Genomic DNA, 21,577 nt, shown 5'->3' on the forward strand with positions numbered 1-21,577 from the left:
GCTATAAACACACGTCTACCCATGTCGCATCGGTGAGCTGCGCCAATCGTTCTGGTTCAATACGAACGGCGCTGTGAATGGCTCCCGCTGCGGGTAGCACCTCCTGATAGTGCCTGAGCGAGACGTCGCAATAGACGGCCAGCGGATTTTCCAGACCAAAAGGGCACACGCCGCCTACCGGATGACCGGTCCAGGTCACCACCTCATCGCTGCTTAACATTCTGGCTTTCGCACCAAAGGTCTCTTTCAGCTTTTTGTTATCCAGCCGCGCATCGCCCCTGGCGACGATCAGAACAATCTTATCCTTGATCTTGAGCGACAGCGTTTTGGCGATTTGTCCAGGCTCAACGTTGTGTGCGGCAGCGGCGAGTGCGACGGTGGCGGTACTCTGGTTTAACTCAATAATTTCGATATCGGGGGCGTGTTCGGCAAAAAACTGCCGTACAGACTGCAGACTCATTGGATTCTCCTGATTTAAGCCTGGTTAAATCTGTCACAAGCCTGGCGGAGTGTAAATAACAGCGCGGACAATCCAGATTCTTTCTATTTTGTCGATCTCCTTCACATTCACCGTAACCGGTTACTGTAACCGGTTGCGGTTGTGCGCGTAGAGATGAATACTGGAACAGTCACTTCTCACTTTATTTATAACATAAGAGCCGTGTATGAATCGTTGCGTCATGAGCAGTATAGCCGGTAATCCATCAGCGGCCTGCTGCATCAAAAAGCGGTCATCGTAACGGCAGGGTAATCGTTGTTGGGCCAGTATCAATAGCCTGTCAGGAGGGCTACTATGTCTGCTAACCATGCTGCGTTTAATTTGATATTTCGCTTTGTAGAAAATTACATAAGCCCCATAGCAGGGCGGATCTCATCGCAGCGTCACGTCATGGCTATCCGTGACGGTTTTATCTCAGCGATGCCATTTATGATCGTCGGATCGTTCCTGCTGGTGTTTGCTTATCCACCTTTCTCACCGGATACCACCTGGGGTTTTGCCCGCGCCTGGCTGGATCTGGCAAAAGAGTTTGAGGGGCGTATTCTGACCCCCTTTGATATGACGATGGGGATCATGTCGATCTACATCTGCGCGGCGATCTCCTATAACCTCGGTAAGCACTACGAGAAATCCAATCAGCTCGATCCCTTCATGTGCGCAATGCTGTCGATCATGGCCTTTTTGCTGATTGCCGCGCCGAAGACCAATGGCACGCTGCCGGTGGATAGCCTCGGGGGGACCGGGATCTTTACCGCGATTCTGGTGGCGATCTATTGCGTGGAAATGATGCGTTTTTTGAAAGCGCACAACATTGGGATCCGCTTGCCGGACCAGGTTCCGCCGATGATCAAAAACTCCTTTGATCTGTTGATCCCGGTGCTGGTGGTCGTGCTGACGCTGTATCCGCTGAGTCTGTTTATCCAGCACCATTTTGACATGCTGATCCCGCAGGCCATTATGGCCATCTTCAAACCGCTCGTTTCGGCAGCCGACTCTCTGCCGGCAATTCTGCTGGCGGTGCTTATTGGCCACCTGTTGTGGTTCGCCGGGATCCACGGTGCCGCGATTGTGTCCGGGATGCTGCAGATGTTCTGGCTGACCAACCTCGGTATGAACCAGCAGGCGCTGGCCCAGGGGGCGCCTCTGCCGCATATCTTCATGGAGGCGTTCTGGACATTCTTCATAGTGGTTGGTGGTTCCGGGGCGACCATGGGGCTGGTGTTCTGTTATCTGCGTAGCCGCTCAGCGCATTTGCGCTCCATTGGTCGTCTGAGCGTGGTGCCAAGCCTGTTTAACATTAACGAGCCGGTTATCTTTGGGACGCCTATCGTCATGAATCCGGTGTTCTTTATTCCGTTCCTGCTGGCGCCAATGGTGAACGCGGTGCTGGCCTGGGCAGCAATGAAGCTGGATCTGATTGGCCGCGTTATCTCGGTGGTACCGTGGACGGCGCCAGCACCGATTGGCGGCGCCTGGGCGCTGGGCTGGGATTTTCGGGCGGCGGTTCTGGTGATCGTTCTGGCCTGCGTGTCGGCGATTATCTACTTCCCGTTCTTTAAGGTGTATGAGAAACAGCTGCTTGCTCAGGAAGCGGAAGAGGCCGAACGGGCGGAGCAGGAGAGTCAACAGACCGCATAAATAGCAACGGGCGGCAAGGGCCGCCCGTTAATTTTGAGGTAGGGGGCGTTATTTCAGCGTGCAGTCGCCGCACTGTTGGACATCCGGCAGGCGATAGCGCTGGCAGCAGGTGCGTCGGACTAACAGCCCTTCACGCAGCACCACCGTTCGCCACAGCGGGTTATCCTGACCATCGGCGAGCTGTTTTTCAAAGAAGCAGTGCTGACGCAGAGCGGCGACCTGCTCATCGCCCAGCTGCGTGCGCATTTCACCTAAATACCAGTTGATCAGATAGCCGGTATTACTCCAGATAAGTTTGCCATTGATCTCGCCCGTCGCTTCCAGCGCCTCAACAACCGGCTGCAGGGTACGAATCACCAGGGCATCTATCCGCGCCTGCGGTGAAAGCGCTGCTATCCTGGCATCGTTATGCACATCAATCCAGAAGCAGGCAGCCCGACCGCTCTCGTGAAATTCGACATGGAAATGTTCTGGCGCCAGGCTGAGTCCCTGCGGTTCATTAAGCAGCGCCAGCATCAGCGGCGGCACCAGCAGGCCGATATACCACTGGGCCCAGAGCGAGAGCAGGGGCTTCTGTTCACGCGGCTGCGTGGGCTGATGACGATAGATATGATCGGACCAGGTGGCCAGCAGGGAGCGTAACGCGATGGGTTGCGACCACTCGGCGAGCGTTAACGCATGCGGCGGGGCAGGCTCATCCAGACGCAGGAAATCCAGCAGATGAGGGCGCAGGGCAGTGATTTTTGCCCGAAGACTCTCCGCCAGCGCGCGTTCAGCCGTCGGGAAGGGAGCCCGCCAGATGAGTTCGTCGCTAAGAGAAAGGGAGCGCCAGGCCATTTGATTTCCAGATACAAATCTAAATGATAATGATTCCTGATATTAGTTGTTTGCAGGCGGCATGGCAAGGAGTTTGTCGGCGCCGCGATACCGCGGCGCGCGAAGGAAAAGCTAACTGGCAAGAATAATATTGCGTCCTTTATTTTTGGCCTCATACAGTGCGCCATCGGCTCGTGCCAGCGCTTGCTCAATGTTGTCATCAATGAGCGGCGTCAGGCCAATGCTGATGGTCACGTTGGTGGCGACACTTTCATTAAACATATGCGGGATCTTCAGATCATAGACCCGCTGGCGAATGCGTTCGGCAGCCTGCCAGGCGGTTTCCTCGCTGCTGTTGGTCAGCAGGACCATAAACTCTTCCCCACCAAAACGAGCGACAATATCGCGTGAGCGCACGGCGTTGCGGATCGCGGCAGAGACGCGAATCAGCGCCTGGTCGCCCATCATATGACCATAGTGGTCGTTATAGGCTTTAAAGTGATCGATATCGAGGAGCAGCACAAAGTGGTTGTCTCCGTCCAGCGCCAGCAGGGTGTCGAGGCGGTTCTGTAGCCCGCGGCGATTATACAAACCGGTCAGGGGATCCAGCATACTGAGATCGTTGAGCGTGTTGCGTTCCTGCATCAGTTTATCCATTAATCCTTGCGTGAAGGCATCGTTGCGCTTCTGGATAATATTTTGCAGGGTAATACCGGCAATAGGCAGCACAAAACAGTAGGTCATGCGCAACCATTGTTCCCCCTCTGACATTATCAGGCAGATAAGGAAAGTCGGTAAAGAGTGAAGGGTAAAGGCAGTGATATTATTGGAAAAAGCGATGGTGCCGATAAACAGAATGCTTAATAGGGCGATTACCAGATAGTTAAAATGCGGCGGTGTCAATAGCATCGCTTTTGCCACCACGTGCCATGCCCAGAGCATGCCAAATAACAACGAGATAGCCGGAATATTTATTTTCGCTTGCGGCCATTTCCAGTGCCAGAGCAGCAACAGCCCGCTGCAGGCCACGATCAGGGCGCAGGGCAGCGTAAAACGAACTACCGTAAATAGTGGGCTGACCAGCGACAGAGAGGAGGAAATGAAATTAAGCAGTAAAAAAAGCCGTAAGGAATATTGATATTTTTGTGCGTAGTGTGCTCGCCAGGTTTGTGCAGTCATATCGGAAGAATCATTATTAGTCGTTAAATTTCAAAATGATGAAAGCCAAAAATGAAGAGTCTGATAACAATGTGCAAAAAAAGGTTATTTGCAAAATAAGCAAAATATTTAATATATATCGATAATCCGCTTAATTTATCACCTTCATGAATGTATGTCATTACCGCGAACGTAAAGAAAAAGACGCAAAGCACATCGCAAATGACAAATGATAAATGTTATCATATGATATTGGTTATCATTATCGTTTTGAGAGGTGAAACCATGTTGCAGCGGGCATTAGGGAGTGGTTGGGGTGTAGTGGTTCCCGGCGTGGTGATTGCCGCTCTCGGGTATGCCGGAGTCTCGGCCGATGTGTGGCGGACGCTGGTCACGGTGGGCATGCTGATGTCCGCAGCGATGATATGGCATCGTCAACTGCGCCATTTTATCCTGCTGCCATCTTGCGTTGCATTGATTGGTGGAATAATGCTGATGATTCTGGATTTTAAACTAGGGGGATAATGCCGGAAGAGAAAAGAATATTGGTGCGAGGGGGGGGACTTGAACCCCCACGTCCGTAAGGACACTAACACCTGAAGCTAGCGCGTCTACCAATTCCGCCACCTTCGCACAGTATTCTTTCTTTAGGATATTGCCTCGTTGGTGCGAGGGGGGGGACTTGAACCCCCACGTCCGTAAGGACACTAACACCTGAAGCTAGCGCGTCTACCAATTCCGCCACCTTCGCCCAGTGCGAGCAATATCTTTGTGGATTATGGTGCGAGGGGGGGGACTTGAACCCCCACGTCCGTAAGGACACTAACACCTGAAGCTAGCGCGTCTACCAATTCCGCCACCTTCGCATACCATCGACACTATGAAAGTATCGTTACCACGGAGGCGCATTCTAGTGGTTTTCGGCGGCACGTCAATAGTTAATTATGCAGGTTGTATCGATTGCTGCAAAAATGGTCGGGTTTGCCGCGAAGAAGAGCCAGCGGCACCGCAAGTGGGCCGCTGGCGCCAGAAGACGATTATTTTTTCGCCTGGCGGGTCATGATGGTGCGATAGACCTTAAACCGTCCTGTTTGGGCGATCACTTCATGGAAGCCAAATGTCTCATCCAGTACCTGGGGATACGGCAGGAAGGCGTTGGCGACAATGCGCAGTTCGCCGCCGCTGTTCAGATGGCGAACCGCGCCGCGGATCAGCGCCTGGGCCGCTTCGAGGCTGGTCTGCAGCCCATCATGGAATGGCGGGTTGGAGATGATCATGTCGAAGCGACCATTGACCTCCGAAAAGACGTTGCTGGCAAACACATCGCCTGCAAAACCATTAGCGGCAAGCGTCGCGCGGCTGGCTTCGACCGCCGGGGCGCTGACGTCGCACAGGGTCAGACGCACCTTCGGCGAATGGCTGGCCAGCACTGCGGCCAGCACGCCCGCGCCGCAGCCGACATCCAGCACTTTCCCTTTGGTATGCGGCTCGAGAGTGGACAGCAGCAGCTGACTGCCGACGTCCAGACCGTCGCGACTAAACACGCCAGGCAGCGTTTTAATCGTCAGATTATCCAGCGCATACTCGCCCCAGAATGCTTCGGCGTCGAAGGTCGGCTGCTTTTCCAGACGACCATGGTAGAGGCCACAGCGACGGGCGCTGTCGATTTTATTCAGCGGGGCATATTCGGCCAGCATTTGCTCTGCGCTGCGAACGCCGCTACGGTTTTCCCCGACGACGAAAATATCGATTCCCACCGGCAGCAGAGAGAGCAGGTTCATCAGCTGGAACTGCGCCTCGGGTTTGTTCTTCGGCCAGTAGTAGATCAGGGTGTCGCAATCGGCGACGTCGGCGGCCTCGGCCACTAAGCTAAAACGGACGTTGTCACCCATCTGACGGTTCAGCACCTGCCAGTGGTGGAACTGTTGGGTATGAGCGCGGCTGGCCGCGGTATCCAGACGCGCAGGCAGGTCATCCTGCAGGTCACCGGCAAACAGAACGCGGGCGGACTCGAAATCATCACTGTGGCGCAGCAAGACTTCACTTGCCGGGGTAAAAGCGGACATGAAACACTCCTTCATTAAGACTGGCGCCGATTATAGTAGTTTGTTGGCGCAGATACGACGGATTTGCTATATTGCGCGCTTGTTTACCAGGAGTGTTTCGCTATGACATCCCGACGAGACTGGCAATTACAGCAGCTGGGCATTACCCAGTGGTCGCTGCGCCGACCGGGGGCGTTGCAGGGCGAAATCGCTGTCTCGCTTCCTGAACATATTCGTCTGGTGATGGTGGCAGAAACCCCGCCGTCGCTGACAGAGCCGCTGATTGGCGACATATTACGCGCGCTGGCCGTGACGCCAGATCAGGTCCTGCAGCTTACCCCCGAGCGGGTGGCGATGCTGCCGCAGGACAGCCGTTGCAACAGCTGGCGGTTGGGCACAGAGGCGTCGCTGCCGCTGGCGGGCGCCCAGGTGTCCACCCCCGCTTTTGATGAACTTCAGACCAGCGCGCCTGCTCGCAGGGCGCTCTGGCAACAAATCTGCGCACATGAACACGATTTCTACCCTCAGCACGGCTGATTTATCCAACGCCTGGCAAATCGAAAAACGCGCCCACGCTTTCCCGTGGAGCGAACAGACCTTTGCCAGCAATCAGGGTGAACGTTATCTGAATTACCAACTGGCAGTGGATGGGGAAATGGCGGCATTTGCCATTACTCAGATTGTCCTTGATGAAGCGACGCTGTTTAACATCGCCGTCGACCCCGCATACCAGCGCCGTGGCCTGGGACGGGAACTGCTGGAACATGTTATTGATGAAGTTGAAAAACGCGGCGTCGTCACGCTGTGGCTGGAGGTGCGCGCTTCCAACGCTGCCGCCATTGCGCTCTATGAAAGCGTGGGTTTTAACGAAGCGACCATCCGCCGCAACTACTATCCGACGGTCGACGGGCGCGAAGACGCCATCATTATGGCTCTGCCAATCAGTATGTAAGACAAGGTGATACGATGAAATGGGACTGGATTTTCTTTGATGCCGATGAAACGTTGTTTTCGTTTGATTCTTTCAGCGGCTTACAGCGGATGTTTCTCGACTACAGCGTGACATTTACCGCCGAAGATTTTCAGGACTATCAGGCCGTGAATAAGCCGCTGTGGGTGGATTATCAAAACGGCGTCATCACCTCGCTGCAGCTGCAGCACCAGCGCTTTGACAGCTGGGCGGAACGTTTGAATGTTAAGCCGGGTGAGCTCAACGACGCGTTTATGAATGCGATGGCGGAAATCTGTGCCCCGCTGCCGGGGGCGGTCTCGCTGCTCAACGCGCTGCAGGGCAAGGTCAGGATGGGCATCATCACCAACGGTTTTACCTCGCTGCAGCAGACTCGTCTGGAACGCACAGGTTTACGCGATCACTTTGATTTACTGATTATTTCTGAAGAAGTCGGCGTCGCCAAGCCGGATGCGCGCATCTTCGATTACGCGCTGGCGCAGGCGGGTAATCCACCGCGCTCGCGAGTACTGATGGTCGGTGATACCGCTGAGTCGGATATCCGCGGCGGCGTGAATGCCGGCCTGGCGACCTGCTGGCTGAATGCGCACCAGCAAACGCTGCCGGTAGACCTGCAGCCCGACTGGACGGTGACCTCGTTAAGCGAACTGGAGCAGCTCCTGTGTAAACACTGATTGCCTCCCCCCCATTGATGGGTAAAATAGCCGCAATTTTTCGTATTCCACATGCGCAGCCCGTTGCTGCGTTTACTTAGAAGATTAATTATGACGTTGTCTCCTTATCTGCAAGAGGTGGCCAAACGCCGCACTTTTGCCATTATTTCTCACCCGGATGCCGGTAAGACCACCATCACCGAAAAGGTGCTGCTGTTCGGACAGGCGATTCAGACCGCCGGTACCGTAAAAGGCCGTGGCTCCAGCCAGCATGCAAAGTCCGACTGGATGGAGATGGAAAAGCAGCGTGGGATCTCAATCACCACCTCGGTGATGCAGTTCCCGTATCACGACTGCCTGGTGAACCTGCTGGATACGCCGGGGCACGAAGACTTCTCCGAAGATACCTACCGTACTCTGACGGCGGTTGACTGCTGTCTGATGGTGATCGACGCGGCGAAAGGCGTTGAAGACCGGACCCGTAAGCTGATGGAAGTTACCCGTCTGCGCGACACGCCGATCCTCACCTTTATGAACAAACTCGACCGTGATATCCGCGATCCGATGGAGTTGCTGGATGAAGTTGAGAATGAGCTGAAAATCGGCTGCGCGCCGATTACCTGGCCTATCGGCTGCGGCAAGCTGTTCAAAGGCGTTTATCATCTCTACAAAGATGAAACCTACCTGTATCAGACCGGTAAAGGCCACACCATTCAGGAAGTGCGCATCGTGAAGGGGCTCAACAACCCGGAACTCGACGCAGCGGTGGGGGAAGACCTGGCGCAGCAGTTGCGCGACGAGCTGGAGCTGGTGCAGGGCGCGTCAAACGAGTTCGATAAAGATCTGTTCCTGGCGGGCGAAATCACCCCGGTGTTCTTCGGGACCGCGTTAGGTAACTTCGGCGTTGACCATATGCTGGATGGCCTGGTGGAGTGGGCGCCGGCGCCGATGCCGCGTAACACCGACACGCGTGAAGTCACCGCCACGGAAGAGAAATTCACCGGCTTCGTGTTTAAAATTCAGGCCAACATGGACCCGAAACACCGCGACCGTGTGGCTTTCATGCGCGTGGTGTCCGGCAAATATGAAAAAGGCATGAAGCTGCGTCAGGTGCGTATCGGTAAAGACGTCGTGATTTCCGACGCGCTGACCTTTATGGCTGGCGACCGTTCTCACGTTGAAGAAGCGTATCCGGGCGATATCATCGGCCTGCATAACCACGGCACCATTCAGATTGGCGATACCTTCACCCAGGGCGAGATGATGAAGTTCACCGGTATTCCGAACTTCGCACCGGAACTGTTCCGTCGTATTCGCCTGAAGGATCCGCTGAAGCAGAAACAGCTGCTGAAAGGGCTGGTTCAGCTCTCTGAAGAGGGCGCGGTACAGGTCTTCCGTCCGATCGCCAATAACGACCTGATCGTCGGCGCCGTTGGTGTGCTGCAGTTTGACGTGGTGGTAGCGCGTCTGAAAAGCGAATACAACGTGGAAGCGATTTACGAATCGGTCAACGTGGCCACCGCGCGCTGGGTTGAATCCACGGATGTGAAGAAATTCGAAGAGTTCAAACGTAAAAACGAAGTTCAGCTGGCGCTGGATGGCGGCGATAATCTGACCTATATCGCCCCGACAATGGTCAACCTGAACCTGACGCAGGAGCGTTATCCTGACGTGGTGTTCCGCAAAACGCGCGAGCACTAATCCCTGATGAAGCGCGGCATAGCCCGCGCTTTTTTCTTTCCAAGCTCGCGTTTCCCTCCTTCTGGAAAGTTCTTAAAACACCGCTAATTCGTCTGTTTTTTGTCCATATCATCCGCAACCCCTTCGTCTGTCTACTATATTTAATTCGTGATTTTAAAAATGCTGGCGTAATTCACTGCTTTCAGACGCCAGCGCTGGTGAAAAAACGAGGACATCACGATGACCAGACTAAAGAATGCCAATATGTTGCTGGCGCTCTTCTTAGGCTTAGCCGCGTTGAACGCCTCGGCAGAGACGGAAAAAACAACGGTAGACAGTGCGAAGTCGGCTGCCAGCAATGCGGGAGAGGCGGTAGACAATTCGATTAATAAAGTCGGCGATTTTATGGATGACAGCACCATTACCGCGCGGGTAAAAGCGGCGTTGATCGACCATAAAGATATTAACTCCGGCGATATTTCGGTGAAAACGGAGAATAAAGTGGTCACCCTCAGCGGCGACGTCACCAGTACTGAACAGAAAAGTCAGGCACTGAGCGTAGCGAAAGGGGTCGAAGGCGTCTCGCACGTTAACGACAAGCTGACGGTCCATCATAAATCATCGAGCGAGACGGCGACGCTGAAAGGCTATGCCGGGGATACCGCCATTACCAGCGAAGTGAAAGCCAAGCTGCTGGCGGATGACATTGTCCCTTCGCGCAATGTGAAAGTCGAAACCAACGCCGGCGCGGTGCATCTGACCGGTACGGTGGCTTCCGCGGCGCAGGCGGAGCGTGCGGCAGAGATTGCGAAAGCGGTCTCCGGCGTGAAAAGCGTCCGCAACGATCTTAGCGTTAAGTAAATCGAGTTATTAACAAAAGTGTTGTCTGGCCAAGGTTGCCGAACGAATAGCAGCATCCTCTGAGCGATGAGCTATACAGAAAGGGTGCGCAAACCGCTGTTCACCGTCCATTATGGTAAGGAGAAAAGTATGTTTCGATGGGGAATTATTTTTCTGGTCATTGCATTAATTGCTGCGGCCCTGGGCTTTGGTGGTCTGGCGGGTACTGCCGCTGGCGCCGCGAAAATCGTCTTTGTCGTCGGGATTATCCTGTTCCTGGTGAGCCTGTTTACAGGACGCAGACGTCCTTAGGTGGCCCGCGATGCGGGCGATGCTGAAGCCTGAGCATTTTTACTGACACGTCATCTTACACAAAGCCAGTCCTGCGGACTGGCTTTCGCGGTTTAAGCGATGGGCAAATTGCGTTACCTTGTCAGGAGAAGACCAATCGAACAGGAAAGCAGGGTGGGGCAACGCATTCCCGTCACGCTGGGCAATATCGCCCCGCTGGCGGTTAAACCCTTCCGACCAGGTAAGCTGGCGCTGGTATGCGAAGGCGGGGGACAGCGAGGGATTTTTACTGCCGGGGTGCTGGACGAATTTATGCGCGCCGGATTTAACCCCTTTGATCTGATGTTGGGGACCTCCGCCGGCGCGCAAAACCTCTCCGCCTACATGTGTAATCAGCAAGGCTATGCCCGCAAAGTTATCACCCGCTACACCACCTCACGCCAGTTTTTCGATCCGATGCGCTTTGTGCGCGGCGGCAACCTTATCGATCTCGACTGGCTGGTGGAGGCCACTTCGCAGCAGATGCCGCTGGCCATGAATTATGCTGAAGCGCAGTTCGCGTTGGGGAAAGAGCTGTGGCTGTGCGCCTGCCGCGGTGACGATTACTCTGCCTGCTATTTTTCGCCGACGCCGCAAACGTGGCTGGACCTGATCCGCGCCTCCAGCGCCATCCCCGGCTTTTATCGCAGCGGCGTGTTGCTCGACGGCGTCAGCTACCTTGACGGCGGCGTCAGCGATGCGATCCCGGTGCAGGAGGCGGCCCGCCGCGGCGCGCAGACCATCGTGGTGATCCGTACCGTCCCCTCGCAGATGTTTTATACCCCGCAGTGGTTTAAGCGGATGGAGCGCTGGCTGGGGGAGAGCAGCCTGCAGCCGCTGGTCAATCTGGTGCACCACCACGAAAACACTTACCGCGCTATCCAGCAGTTCATCGAGAAGCCACCCGGCAAGCTGCGGATCTTCGAAATCTACCCGCAGCGGCCATTGCGCAGTATGGCGCTTGGCAGTCGACTGCCGGCGCTGCTGGAGGACTACAAAACCGGACGTCAGTGTGGCCGCTATTTCCTGGCGACGGTGGGTAAACTGCTGGCCGACCAGCCGCCGCTGCTGCGCCATGCGCCGCGTATTGCCCGGCCTGCGCCGGTGGTGGTGCCGCCCGTACCGGTGGCCAATGAAGCGCCTCAGGCGACTATCATTCCTGCACCGCAGGCGAATGACGCCAGCTTTGATCATGAGGATCTGGCATGAGCCACCGTTTTATCGATACCCACTGCCACTTCGATTTTCCTCCCTTCGCCGAGGATGAAACCGCCAGCCTGGCGCGCGCGACCCAGGCCGGTGTCGGGCAGATCATTGTCCCGGCCATCTCCGCTGCGCGTTTTAACCGGGTGCTGGCGCTGGCGGCGCAGCATGAGGCGCTGTACGCCGCGCTGGGCATGCATCCGATCGTCATTGAGCAGCATGCCGATGAGGGGTTGGCGCTGCTGGAGAGGTGTCTGTCCCTGCGTCCGCCAAAACTGGTGGCGGTGGGGGAGATTGGCCTCGATCTCTATCGCGACGATCCGCAGTTTGACCGCCAGCAAGCGCTGCTGGAGGAGCAACTGAGGCTGGCGAAGCGTTACGATCTGCCGGTGATCCTCCACTCCCGACGTACCCACGATAAGCTGGCGATGCTACTGAAAAAACATGCCCTGCCGCGCACCGGCGTGGTACATGGCTTCGCCGGCAGCCTGCAGCAGGCCGAGCGCTTCGTTCAGCTCGGCTATAAGATTGGCGTTGGCGGCACTATTACCTATCCGCGCGCCAGCAAAACCCGCGAAGTGATGGCGCGTCTGCCGCTTTCCGCGCTGCTGCTGGAGACCGATGCGCCGGATATGCCGCTGAATGGTTTTCAGGGTCAGCCCAACCGCCCTGAACAGGTGGCGCGCGTATTTGACGCGCTATGTGAACTGCGCGCGGAATCGGCACCGATGATTGAAGCCGCGGTGATGGCGAATACAAAAAGCCTCTTTTCCGCGCTGGCAGGCTAAGCCTCTCCTTTTCTGCCCGAGACGAAGCAGGCCTCGATTTTGGCCTGCTGTGATAATTACATCATTTTTTGTCCATCTAAAATTCTTTATATCTCAATAATAAACTGTTGTTTATGGCGACAATGTGCACAAATTGTGCGCCGTGGCGTCGAGAAACTTCAGTAGTTTATGTTAGAATAATAACATCATCACTCACTGCGCTTTGCCGGTTATGCTTAAACAGGACGTACAGGTCAGCGTCGCGATAGTGGATGATTAATTGTGACTTGCATCACATCACAGTAATGCAAATTAGTAAGTAGTTTTCGTTAACTGTGATGAATGTCGAAGTGTAACAGCGAGTGGATGTTACAATAGTAACAGACTCGCAAGGTGAACAAACTATTGATCCGGCATGACGCCGGCGGAGTATGAAATGACTGATTTAAAAGCAAGCAGCCTGCGCGCGTTAAAACTGATGGACCTGACCACCCTGAATGACGACGACACCAATGAGAAAGTCATTGCCCTGTGTCATCAGGCGAAAACCCCGGTGGGTAACACTGCGGCGGTGTGTATCTACCCGCGCTTCATCCCGATTGCCCGTAAAACGCTGAACGAGCAAGGAACGCCGGATATTCGCATCGCCACGGTCACCAACTTCCCGCACGGTAATGACGATATCGACATTGCGCTGGCGGAAACCCGCGCAGCGATCGCTTACGGTGCCGATGAAGTGGATGTGGTCTTCCCGTACCGCGCGCTGATCGCCGGCAACGAGCAGGTCGGTTTCGAGCTGGTGAAAGCCTGTAAAGAGGCCTGCGCGGCGGCCAACGTGCTGCTGAAAGTGATCATCGAAACCGGTGAGCTGAAAGAAGAAGCGCTGATCCGCAAAGCGTCTGAAATCTCTATCAAGGCAGGCGCTGACTTTATCAAAACTTCGACCGGTAAAGTGCCGGTGAATGCCACGCCGGAAAGCGCGCGCATCATGATGGAAGTGATCCGCGATATGGGCGTTGAGAAAACCGTTGGCTTCAAGCCTGCCGGCGGCGTACGCAGCGCGGAAGATGCGCAGCAGTTCCTGGCGATCGCTGATGAACTGTTCGGCGCCGACTGGGCCGATTCTCGTCACTATCGTTTTGGCGCATCCAGCCTGCTGGCTAGCCTGTTGAAAGCGCTGGGTCACGGCGACGGCAAGAGCGCCAGCAGCTACTAATCCCTTGATTTGCCGGATGGCGCTGCGCTTATCCGGCCTACGAATGGATGCCTGTAGGCCGGATAAGGCGCTCGCGCCGTCATCCGGCAATTTATTCTCTTTGGGAGGTTACCGTGTTTCTCGCACAAGAAATTATTCGTAAAAAACGTGATGGTCATGCATTAAGCGATGAAGAGATCCGCTTTTTCATCAACGGCATCCGCGACAATACTATCTCAGAAGGGCAGATCGCCGCGCTGGCGATGACCATTTTCTTCCACGATATGTCCATGCCGGAGCGTGTTTCGCTGACCATGGCGATGCGGGATTCCGGCACCGTTCTCAACTGGAAAAGCCTTAACCTCAACGGCCCGATCGTCGATAAACACTCCACCGGCGGCGTGGGTGACGTGACCTCGCTGATGTTGGGGCCAATGGTGGCCGCCTGCGGCGGTTATGTACCGATGATCTCCGGGCGTGGCCTCGGCCATACCGGCGGTACGCTGGATAAACTGGAAGCGATCCCGGGCTTCGATATCTTCCCGGACGACAACCGCTTTCGCGAGATTATTAAAGATGTCGGCGTGGCGATTATCGGGCAGACCAGCTCGCTTGCTCCGGCCGACAAACGTTTCTATGCCACCCGCGATATTACCGCGACGGTGGACTCCATCCCGCTGATTACCGCCTCGATTCTGGCCAAGAAACTGGCGGAAGGGCTGGACGCGCTGGTGATGGACGTCAAAGTCGGCAGCGGCGCCTTTATGCCGACTTATGAACTCTCTGCCGCGCTGGCCGAAGCGATCGTGGGTGTTGCCAACGGCGCCGGCGTGCGTACCACCGCGCTGCTGACCGATATGAATCAGGTGCTGGCATCCAGCGCCGGCAACGCCGTTGAAGTTCGCGAAGCGGTGCAGTTCCTGACCGGCGAATATCGCAACCCACGCCTGTTCGACGTGACGATGGCGCTGTGTGTGGAAATGCTGATCTCCGGCAAGCTGGCGGCGGATGACGCCGAGGCGCGCGCGAAGCTGCAGGCGGTGCTGGATAACGGTAAAGCGGCGGAAGTCTTTGGCCGCATGGTCGCGGCGCAGAAAGGGCCGACCGACTTTGTCGAGAATTATGATCATTATCTGCCGACGGCGATGCTGAGCAAAGCGGTCTATGCTGATACCGAAGGTTTTATCAGCGCGATGGATACTCGCGCGCTGGGAATGGCAGTGGTTTCTATGGGCGGCGGCCGCCGCCAGGCATCAGATACCATTGACTATAGCGTTGGCTTTACCGATATGGCGCGTCTGGGTGACCACGTTGACGGACAGCGTCCGCTGGCGGTGATCCATGCCAAAGACGAGAACAGTTGGCAGGAGGCCGCGAAAGCGGTCAAAGCGGCCATTAAACTGGACGATAAAGCCCCGGAAATTACACCGACAGTCTATCGCCGCATCACTGAATAGCGATATACTGATCTGATCGCTTTTTTGCAGCGCAAGATGTATGGAGAACAAGATGAAACGTGCATTTATCATGGTGCTGGACTCCTTTGGGATTGGTGCAACGGAAGACGCAGACCGCTTTGGCGACGTCGGCGCCGATACGATGGGCCACATTGCGGAAGCCTGCGCCAAAGGCGAGGCTGACAATGGCCGCAAAGGCCCGCTGAATTTACCGAACCTGACCCGTCTGGGTCTGGTGAAAGCGCATGAAGGTTCTACCGGTAAAATTGCCGCCGGAATGGATGGCAATGCCGAAGTGATTGGTGCCTATGCCTGGGCGCATGAACTCTCTTCTGGTAAAGATACGCCGTCAGGCCACTGGGAGATCGCCGGCGTGCCGGTGCTGTTTGACTGGGGCTACTTTAGCGACCATGAAAACAGCTTCCCGCAGGAGCTGCTGGATAAGCTGGTGAAGCGTGCGAACCTGCCGGGCTACCTCGGCAACTGCCACTCCTCCGGGACGGTGATCCTCGATCAGCTCGGCGAAGAACATATGAAAACCGGGAAACCGATCTTCTATACCTCCGCTGACTCGGTGTTCCAGATCGCCTGTCACGAAGAGACCTTTGGCCTCGACAAGCTGTATGAGCTGTGCGAAATCGCGCGTGAAGAGCTGACCGAAGGCGGCTATAACATTGGCCGCGTCATCGCCCGTCCGTTTATCGGCGACAAAGCCGGTAACTTCCAGCGTACCGGCAACCGTCACGATCTGGCGGTCGAACCGCCGGCGCCGACCGTGCTGCAGAAGCTGGTTGACGAGAAGAACGGCCACGTGGTGTCCGTGGGTAAAATCGCCGACATCTACGCCAACTGCGGCATCACTAAGAAAGTGAAAGCCACCGGGCTGGACGCGCTGTTCGACGCGACCATCAAAGAGATGAAGGAAGCGGGCGACGAGACCATCGTCTTCACTAACTTCGTCGACTTTGACTCCTCCTGGGGCCACCGTCGCGATGTCGCCGGCTACGCGGCGGGTCTGGAGCTGTTCGACCGCCGTCTGCCGGAGCTGATGGAGCTGGTTGGCGAAGACGACATTCTGATCCTCACCGCCGACCACGGCTGTGACCCGACCTGGACCGGTACCGACCATACCCGCGAGCATATTCCGGTGCTGGTATATGGCCCGAAAGTGAAACCGGGTTCGCTCGGTCACCGTGAAACCTTCGCGGACATCGGCCAGACTATTGCGAAATACTTTGGTACGTCTGACATGGAATATGGCAAAGCCATGTTCTGAGGTCATTGCCCGGTGGCGCACAGCGATCCGGGCCTACGATTTGTAGGCCGGGTAAGGCGTAGCCGCCACCCGGCAAAAACAACAATGTAAAAGGAACTGAAGATGGCAACTCCTCACATTAACGCAGAAATGGGCGATTTCGCTGACGTCGTTTTGATGCCGGGCGACCCGCTGCGCGCGAAGCACATTGCAGAAACCTTCCTTGAAGACGTGCGTGAAGTGAACAACGTGCGCGGCATGCTGGGCTTCACCGGTACTTATAAAGGCCGCAAAATCTCCGTGATGGGCCACGGGATGGGTATCCCGTCCTGCTCAATCTACACCAAAGAGCTGATCACCGATTTCGGCGTGAAGAAAATCATCCGCGTGGGCTCCTGCGGCGCGGTGCGTGAAGATGTCAAACTGCGTGACGTGGTGATCGGCATGGGCGCGTGCACCGACTCTAAAGTGAACCGTCTGCGTTTCAAAGACCATGATTTCGCGGCGATTGCCGATTTCGGCATGGTGCGTAACGCGGTAGACGCGGCGAAAGCGCTGGGCGTTGACGCGCGCGTAGGCAACATCTTCTCCGCTGACCTGTTCTATACGCCAGACCCGTCCATGTTCGACGTGATGGAAAAATACGGCATCCTGGGCGTGGAAATGGAAGCGGCCGGGATCTACGGCGTGGCGGCAGAATTCGGCGCGAAAGCGCTGACCATCTGCACCGTCTCCGACCACATCCGTACCCACGAGCAGACCACTGCCGCTGAACGTCAGACGACCTTCAACGATATGATCAAAATCGCACTGGAATCGGTACTGCTGGGCGATAAAGAATAAGACCTGTTGTGCCGGGTGGCGGCTTCGCCTGACCCGGCCTACGGTTTTCCAGGCCCGCTAAGCGCAGCGGGCTTTTTTTATTAGCGCACCGCGCCGGCTATCCACGCCGACAGTTCTTTGAGTTCCGCTTCCTGCTCCGGGAAATCGCCGACCAGCGCCTCACACTGCTGCTGCAAGACTTCCGCCCGATACTGACAGCCAACTAAGCGTGCCGCCAGGGCCTCGAGCGGCGCCGGGTTCAGGCTATCGGTAAAGGCTTGCGTGCGGGTGATATGGCCTTTCTCGACGTCAAAATGCAGCTCAACGCCGCCCCAGCGAAAGCGCTCGTCCAGCAGATGAGAGAAGGCCGGCGCCTGGCCGAAGTTCCACTCCCAGCTGCTCTGGCGGGCGAAGGTCTCGGCAAAATTCGGCAGGTCCGGCGTGTTGTCCGGGGAGATCACCTCAGCGTCCACCCATTCGCCGTAATGGCTGAAGAACGCCTCCTGAATCGCCTCGCAAATGTGCTGATGAGTAATACCCGGCAGCAGCTCAACCAGGTTCGCCACGCGACCGCGCACCGAGGTAATGCCTTTGGCCTGTAGCTTTTTTTGGTCCGGGTTAAGGTAGTTAGCGAGGCGACTTAAATCGGCATTCAGCAGCAGGGTGCCGTGATGGAAACCGCGGTCTATGGTCTCACGATAGGCGGAACCAGACACCTTGCGATCGCCGCTGTCGGTTTTGACCACCAGATCGTTGCGCCCGGAGGCTTCGGCGGTTACGCCGAGTGAATTGAGCGCCGCCAGCACGATAGCGGTGGAGACGGTTTTGTCGTACTCCGGTTTGCCTGCCATAAAGGTAAAGCAGGTATTGCCGAGGTCGTGGAACACCGCGCCGCCGCCGCTGCTGCGACGGGCCAGCCGCACGTGATCTTCCTCCATGCGGCGAGTATTACACTCCTTCCACGGATTCTGCGCGCGGCCGATGACCACGGTATCGGCATTGCGCCACAGGAACAGCACCCGCTGGGTGGCGGGCATCTGGCGGAAAATACACTCCTCGACCGCCAGGTTGAACCACGGGTCGTAAGAGTCAGAGAGCAGGAGGCGCAATGTGGACATTATAGATTTCCTTTCTTTTCATCGTCTTCATCCTCAACCGGCTTGTTGGCGGTGAGCAGGAAGGGCGATTGCTGCCAGCGGGTGCGTTTACCCTGCAGCAGCGTGCGGGTTAGCACCACGCCGATAGCCAGGGACAGTAACAGCATCAGGCGTAATATATTGGTGGTATTATCCACCTGCTTCGCCTCGGTCGCCAGGGTATGAGTATCGAGGGTCAGACGCAGGTAGCCCAGCGGGCCGTTTTTTCCCGGAACCGGCTCGACAATCTGCTGGTTGAAGTAGCCGCCGGCTTTTTTGCCATCCAGCGCCAGCCGGTCGCGAACCTCGACGCTTTCGCCAGAGCGTGCCACCAGGTCGCCCTGTTCGTCATACACGCCGGCGTCCAGTACGCGGCTGTTATGGGTCAGCTGCGTCAACAGTTGATTAATGCGCTTCTCGTCCGGTGTTTCGCTGCGCATCAGCGGCACGAGATTCAGTACCACCTGCTGCGCCAGCGTGCGGGCCAGCTCTTCCAGCTGCGGATTGCGTTGTTTCTGACTGTTCTGACTGAACCACGAGGCGCCCTGCATCAGTGCGACGAGCAGCGCCAGACAGATAAGGACAATGACCGCACGATGCAGCCGGAATTTCAGTTTTGCGCGAACCATATTCCACCTTTGAAAATTTGCAGCTTAATGTTGCCAGAAGCGCTGGTTACAAGGTAGCCTCATGCGTTATTTTCCTCGCCTGAATGAAGAGATGTGGAGCCGTAATGCCTAACAGTTTGACCTGGTGCGACCTGCCTGAAGACGTTTCCCTGTGGCCTGGGTTGCCGCTTTCCCTGAGCGGCGATGAGGTCATGCCGCTGGATTATCACGCCGGGCGCAGCGGCTGGCTGCTGTACGGGCGTGGGCTGAATAAGCGCCGTCTGACGGACTGGCAGCGCGAGCTGGGCGCCGCGTTAGTGATCGTTGCCTCCTGGGTGGTCGAGGATTACCAGGTGATCCGCCTGGCCGGTTCGCTGACTCCCCGTGCGACGCGACTGGCGCATGAGGCGGGGCTGGACGTCGCGCCATTGGGTAAAATCCCCCATCTGCGCACCCCGGGCCTGCTGGTGATGGACATGGACTCCACGGCGATCCAGATCGAATGCATCGATGAGATTGCGAAACTGGCTGGCACCGGCGAGCTGGTCTCGGAAGTGACCGAGCGGGCGATGCGTGGGGAGCTGGACTTCACCGCCAGCCTGCGCCAGCGCGTGGCGACGCTGAAAGATGCGGATGCCAGTATTTTGCTGCAGGTGCGCGACGCGCTGCCGCTGATGCCGGGCCTGGCACAGCTGGTGCTCAAGCTGGAAACGTTAGGCTGGAAAGTGGCGATCGCCTCCGGCGGCTTCACCTTCTTTGCCGAGTACCTGCGCGACAAGCTGCATCTCGACGCGGTGTTCGCCAATGAACTGGAGATCCGCGACGGCAAGCTCACCGGCAACGTGCTCGGCGATATCGTCGATGCGAAATATAAAGCCAATACGTTGCGCAAGCTGGCGGAAAAGTATGAGATCCCAACGGCGCAAACTGTGGCTATCGGTGATGGCGCCAACGACCTGCCGATGATTAAGGCGGCAGGCCTCGGCATCGCCTATCACGCGAAGCCTAAAGTGAATGAACAGGCGGAAGTGACTATCCGCCACGCTGACCTGATGGGGGTATTCTGTATTCTCTCGGGCAGCATGAACCAAAAGTAAGAGGTAAACGTGGCGAAAGCTCCAAAACGCGCATTTGTCTGTAATGAATGTGGTGCGGATTATCCGCGCTGGCAGGGGCAGTGCAGCGCCTGCCATGCCTGGAACACCATCACCGAGATGCGCATCGCCGCGTCGCCGCAGGTGGCGAGAAACGAGCGTCTTTCAGGCTATGCCGGTAACGCCGGCGTGTCGAAGGTGCAGAAGCTGTCAGATATCAGCCTGGAGGCGCTGCCGCGTTTCTCCACCGGCTTTAAAGAGTTTGACCGCGTGCTGGGCGGCGGCGTAGTGCCGGGCAGCGCGATCCTGATTGGCGGCAACCCCGGCGCCGGGAAATCGACGCTGCTGCTGCAAACCCTCTGCAAACTTGCGGAGGGGATGAAAACCCTGTACGTCACCGGGGAGGAGTCCCTGCAACAGGTGGCGATGCGCGCCCATCGTCTCGGGTTGCCGACGGCCAACCTGAACATGCTCTCGGAAACCAGCATTGAGCAGATCTGTCAGATCGCCGATGAAGAAAAGCCGCAGCTGATGGTGATCGACTCCATCCAGGTGATGCATATGGCCGACGTGCAGTCGTCGCCGGGCAGTGTCGCCCAGGTACGTGAAACCGCGGCTTATTTGACGCGCTTTGCTAAAACTCGCGGCGTGGCGATTGTGATGGTCGGCCACGTCACCAAAGATGGCTCGCTGGCCGGTCCGAAGGTGCTGGAGCACTGTATCGACTGCTCGGTGCTGCTGGACGGGGATGCCGATTCCCGTTTCCGCACCCTGCGCAGCCACAAAAACCGCTTTGGCGCGGTCAATGAACTCGGCGTTTTCGCCATGACCGAGCAGGGCCTGCGCGAAGTCAGCAACCCCTCCGCTATCTTCCTTAGCCGGGGAGATGAAATCACCTCCGGCAGTTCGGTGATGGTGGTCTGGGAAGGGACCCGCCCGCTGCTGGTGGAGATCCAGGCGCTGGTGGATCACTCGATGATGTCCAACCCGCGCCGCGTGGCGGTGGGGCTGGAACAGAACCGTCTGGCGATCCTGCTGGCGGTGCTGCATCGTCACGGCGGCCTGCAGATGGCCGATCAGGACGTCTTCGTCAACGTGGTTGGCGGGGTGAAGGTTACCGAAACCAGCGCTGACCTGGCGCTGCTGCTGGCGATGGTTTCCAGCCTGCGCGATCGCCCGCTGCCGCAGGATCTGGTGGTCTTTGGCGAAGTCGGGCTGGCCGGGGAAATTCGCCCGGTGCCGAGCGGTCAGGAGCGTATATCCGAAGCGGCGAAGCATGGTTTCCGCCGCGCCATCGTCCCGGCGGCCAATGTGCCGAAAAAAGTACCGGAAGGCATGCAAATCTTTGGTGTGAAAAAGCTTTCAGACGCGCTAAGCGTTTTTGACGACTTATAATAAGTTAAAAGGAGAT

Annotated in this window: 23 protein-coding genes and 3 tRNA genes; 16 read left to right on the forward strand and 10 right to left on the reverse strand. The window is 56.7% G+C overall.

The window, feature by feature from the left end; all coding sequences use genetic code 11:
* Position 1 precedes the first annotated feature (1 nt).
* Positions 2–460, reverse strand: a complete 459-nt coding sequence (locus tag SPE70_RS03165; RefSeq protein ID WP_008807537.1) for a YbaK/EbsC family protein — start codon at positions 458–460, stop codon at positions 2–4.
* Between the two features lie 333 nt (positions 461–793).
* Here SPE70_RS03165 and SPE70_RS03170 point away from each other — a divergent pair, with 333 nt between their 5' ends.
* Positions 794–2,137 (forward strand): PTS cellobiose transporter subunit IIC, encoded by a 1,344-nt coding sequence (locus tag SPE70_RS03170; RefSeq protein ID WP_008807536.1) that lies wholly within the window; start codon positions 794–796, stop codon positions 2,135–2,137.
* A 48-nt stretch (positions 2,138–2,185) separates the two neighbouring features.
* On the opposite strand, the gene fhuF is transcribed toward SPE70_RS03170, so the two are convergent.
* The 3 genes from fhuF to SPE70_RS03185 all read right to left on the reverse strand — a co-directional run bounded on the left by fhuF (position 2,186) and on the right by SPE70_RS03185 (position 4,326).
* Entirely contained in the window at positions 2,186–2,974 is a 789-nt protein-coding gene (gene fhuF / locus SPE70_RS03175) for a siderophore-iron reductase FhuF (RefSeq protein WP_022065584.1), read from the reverse strand.
* Positions 2,975–3,085: 111 nt separating this feature from the next.
* On the reverse strand, positions 3,086–4,132 hold the full coding sequence (locus SPE70_RS03180) for a GGDEF domain-containing protein (protein WP_008807534.1): 1,047 nt from the start codon (positions 4,130–4,132) through the stop codon (positions 3,086–3,088).
* A gap of 23 nt (positions 4,133–4,155) precedes the next feature.
* A complete protein-coding gene (locus tag SPE70_RS03185) occupies positions 4,156–4,326 on the reverse strand; it encodes a hypothetical protein (protein ID WP_012542929.1) in 171 nt (56 codons plus the stop codon).
* A 70-nt stretch (positions 4,327–4,396) separates the two neighbouring features.
* Between SPE70_RS03185 and SPE70_RS03190 the strand changes: the two genes are divergently transcribed.
* Complete coding sequence (locus SPE70_RS03190; protein WP_050887455.1) at positions 4,397–4,636, forward strand: DUF1435 family protein; 240 nt, start codon at positions 4,397–4,399, stop codon at positions 4,634–4,636.
* A gap of 21 nt (positions 4,637–4,657) precedes the next feature.
* On the opposite strand, the gene SPE70_RS03195 is transcribed toward SPE70_RS03190, so the two are convergent.
* The 4 genes from SPE70_RS03195 to rsmC all read right to left on the reverse strand — a co-directional run bounded on the left by SPE70_RS03195 (position 4,658) and on the right by rsmC (position 6,177).
* Positions 4,658–4,744 (reverse strand) — tRNA-Leu (locus SPE70_RS03195).
* 31 nt (positions 4,745–4,775) lie between these two features.
* Positions 4,776–4,862 (reverse strand) — tRNA-Leu (locus SPE70_RS03200).
* A 28-nt stretch (positions 4,863–4,890) separates the two neighbouring features.
* Positions 4,891–4,977 (reverse strand) — tRNA-Leu (locus SPE70_RS03205).
* 171 nt (positions 4,978–5,148) lie between these two features.
* Positions 5,149–6,177 (reverse strand): 16S rRNA (guanine(1207)-N(2))-methyltransferase RsmC, encoded by a 1,029-nt coding sequence (gene rsmC, locus SPE70_RS03210; RefSeq protein ID WP_012542927.1) that lies wholly within the window; start codon positions 6,175–6,177, stop codon positions 5,149–5,151.
* 102 nt (positions 6,178–6,279) lie between these two features.
* Between rsmC and SPE70_RS03215 the strand changes: the two genes are divergently transcribed.
* The 12 genes from SPE70_RS03215 (at position 6,280) to deoD (ending at position 17,349) form a co-directional block, all read left to right on the forward strand.
* Positions 6,280–6,693, forward strand: a complete 414-nt coding sequence (locus SPE70_RS03215; RefSeq protein ID WP_064170629.1) for a DNA polymerase III subunit psi — start codon at positions 6,280–6,282, stop codon at positions 6,691–6,693.
* On the forward strand, positions 6,662–7,108 hold the full coding sequence (gene rimI, locus SPE70_RS03220; protein WP_008807531.1) for a ribosomal protein S18-alanine N-acetyltransferase: 447 nt from the start codon (positions 6,662–6,664) through the stop codon (positions 7,106–7,108). The genes SPE70_RS03215 and rimI overlap by 32 nt, the downstream gene beginning before the upstream one ends.
* 14 nt (positions 7,109–7,122) lie before the next feature.
* Positions 7,123–7,800, forward strand: coding sequence for a pyrimidine 5'-nucleotidase (gene yjjG, locus SPE70_RS03225; RefSeq protein WP_008807530.1), 678 nt, complete (start codon positions 7,123–7,125; stop codon positions 7,798–7,800).
* 90 nt (positions 7,801–7,890) lie between these two features.
* Positions 7,891–9,480, forward strand: coding sequence for a peptide chain release factor 3 (gene prfC / locus SPE70_RS03230; protein WP_008807529.1), 1,590 nt, complete (start codon positions 7,891–7,893; stop codon positions 9,478–9,480).
* A 219-nt stretch (positions 9,481–9,699) separates the two neighbouring features.
* Positions 9,700–10,320 (forward strand): molecular chaperone OsmY, encoded by a 621-nt coding sequence (gene osmY / locus SPE70_RS03235; RefSeq protein ID WP_008807528.1) that lies wholly within the window; start codon positions 9,700–9,702, stop codon positions 10,318–10,320.
* 129 nt (positions 10,321–10,449) lie between these two features.
* The gene (locus SPE70_RS03240; protein ID WP_002887716.1) at positions 10,450–10,611 is read left to right on the forward strand and encodes a DUF1328 domain-containing protein; all 162 of its coding nucleotides are present in this window, start codon (positions 10,450–10,452) and stop codon (positions 10,609–10,611) included.
* Positions 10,612–10,764: 153 nt separating this feature from the next.
* On the forward strand, positions 10,765–11,838 hold the full coding sequence (locus SPE70_RS03245) for a patatin-like phospholipase family protein (protein ID WP_064170628.1): 1,074 nt from the start codon (positions 10,765–10,767) through the stop codon (positions 11,836–11,838).
* Complete coding sequence (locus SPE70_RS03250; protein WP_064170627.1) at positions 11,835–12,620, forward strand: TatD family hydrolase; 786 nt, start codon at positions 11,835–11,837, stop codon at positions 12,618–12,620. The genes SPE70_RS03245 and SPE70_RS03250 overlap by 4 nt, the downstream gene beginning before the upstream one ends.
* A gap of 415 nt (positions 12,621–13,035) precedes the next feature.
* On the forward strand, positions 13,036–13,815 hold the full coding sequence (deoC, locus tag SPE70_RS03255; protein WP_002887784.1) for a deoxyribose-phosphate aldolase: 780 nt from the start codon (positions 13,036–13,038) through the stop codon (positions 13,813–13,815).
* Between the two features lie 113 nt (positions 13,816–13,928).
* Positions 13,929–15,251, forward strand: coding sequence for a thymidine phosphorylase (gene deoA / locus SPE70_RS03260; protein WP_008807525.1), 1,323 nt, complete (start codon positions 13,929–13,931; stop codon positions 15,249–15,251).
* A 52-nt stretch (positions 15,252–15,303) separates the two neighbouring features.
* Positions 15,304–16,527, forward strand: a complete 1,224-nt coding sequence (gene deoB / locus SPE70_RS03265; protein ID WP_012542922.1) for a phosphopentomutase — start codon at positions 15,304–15,306, stop codon at positions 16,525–16,527.
* Positions 16,528–16,629: 102 nt separating this feature from the next.
* Positions 16,630–17,349: a purine-nucleoside phosphorylase gene (gene deoD / locus SPE70_RS03270; protein WP_002887789.1), complete on the forward strand. Its 720-nt coding sequence runs from the start codon at positions 16,630–16,632 to the stop codon at positions 17,347–17,349.
* An 80-nt stretch (positions 17,350–17,429) separates the two neighbouring features.
* Here the strand turns inward: deoD and lplA are convergent, their stop codons facing one another.
* Positions 17,430–18,446: a lipoate--protein ligase LplA gene (gene lplA, locus SPE70_RS03275; protein WP_064170626.1), complete on the reverse strand. Its 1,017-nt coding sequence runs from the start codon at positions 18,444–18,446 to the stop codon at positions 17,430–17,432.
* Entirely contained in the window at positions 18,446–19,093 is a 648-nt protein-coding gene (locus SPE70_RS03280; protein WP_012542920.1) for a YtjB family periplasmic protein, read from the reverse strand. Before SPE70_RS03280 ends, lplA begins: the two co-directional genes overlap by 1 nt.
* 104 nt (positions 19,094–19,197) lie before the next feature.
* Here SPE70_RS03280 and serB point away from each other — a divergent pair, with 104 nt between their 5' ends.
* Positions 19,198–20,169, forward strand: a complete 972-nt coding sequence (gene serB, locus SPE70_RS03285; protein ID WP_016160266.1) for a phosphoserine phosphatase — start codon at positions 19,198–19,200, stop codon at positions 20,167–20,169.
* Positions 20,170–20,178: 9 nt separating this feature from the next.
* Positions 20,179–21,561 (forward strand): DNA repair protein RadA, encoded by a 1,383-nt coding sequence (radA, locus tag SPE70_RS03290; protein ID WP_002887800.1) that lies wholly within the window; start codon positions 20,179–20,181, stop codon positions 21,559–21,561.
* The last annotated feature ends 16 nt before the right edge of the window (positions 21,562–21,577 follow it).

This window comes from Klebsiella sp. ZJOU C1 (genome assembly GCF_035620215.1).
Lineage (GTDB): Bacteria > Pseudomonadota > Gammaproteobacteria > Enterobacterales > Enterobacteriaceae > Klebsiella > Klebsiella variicola.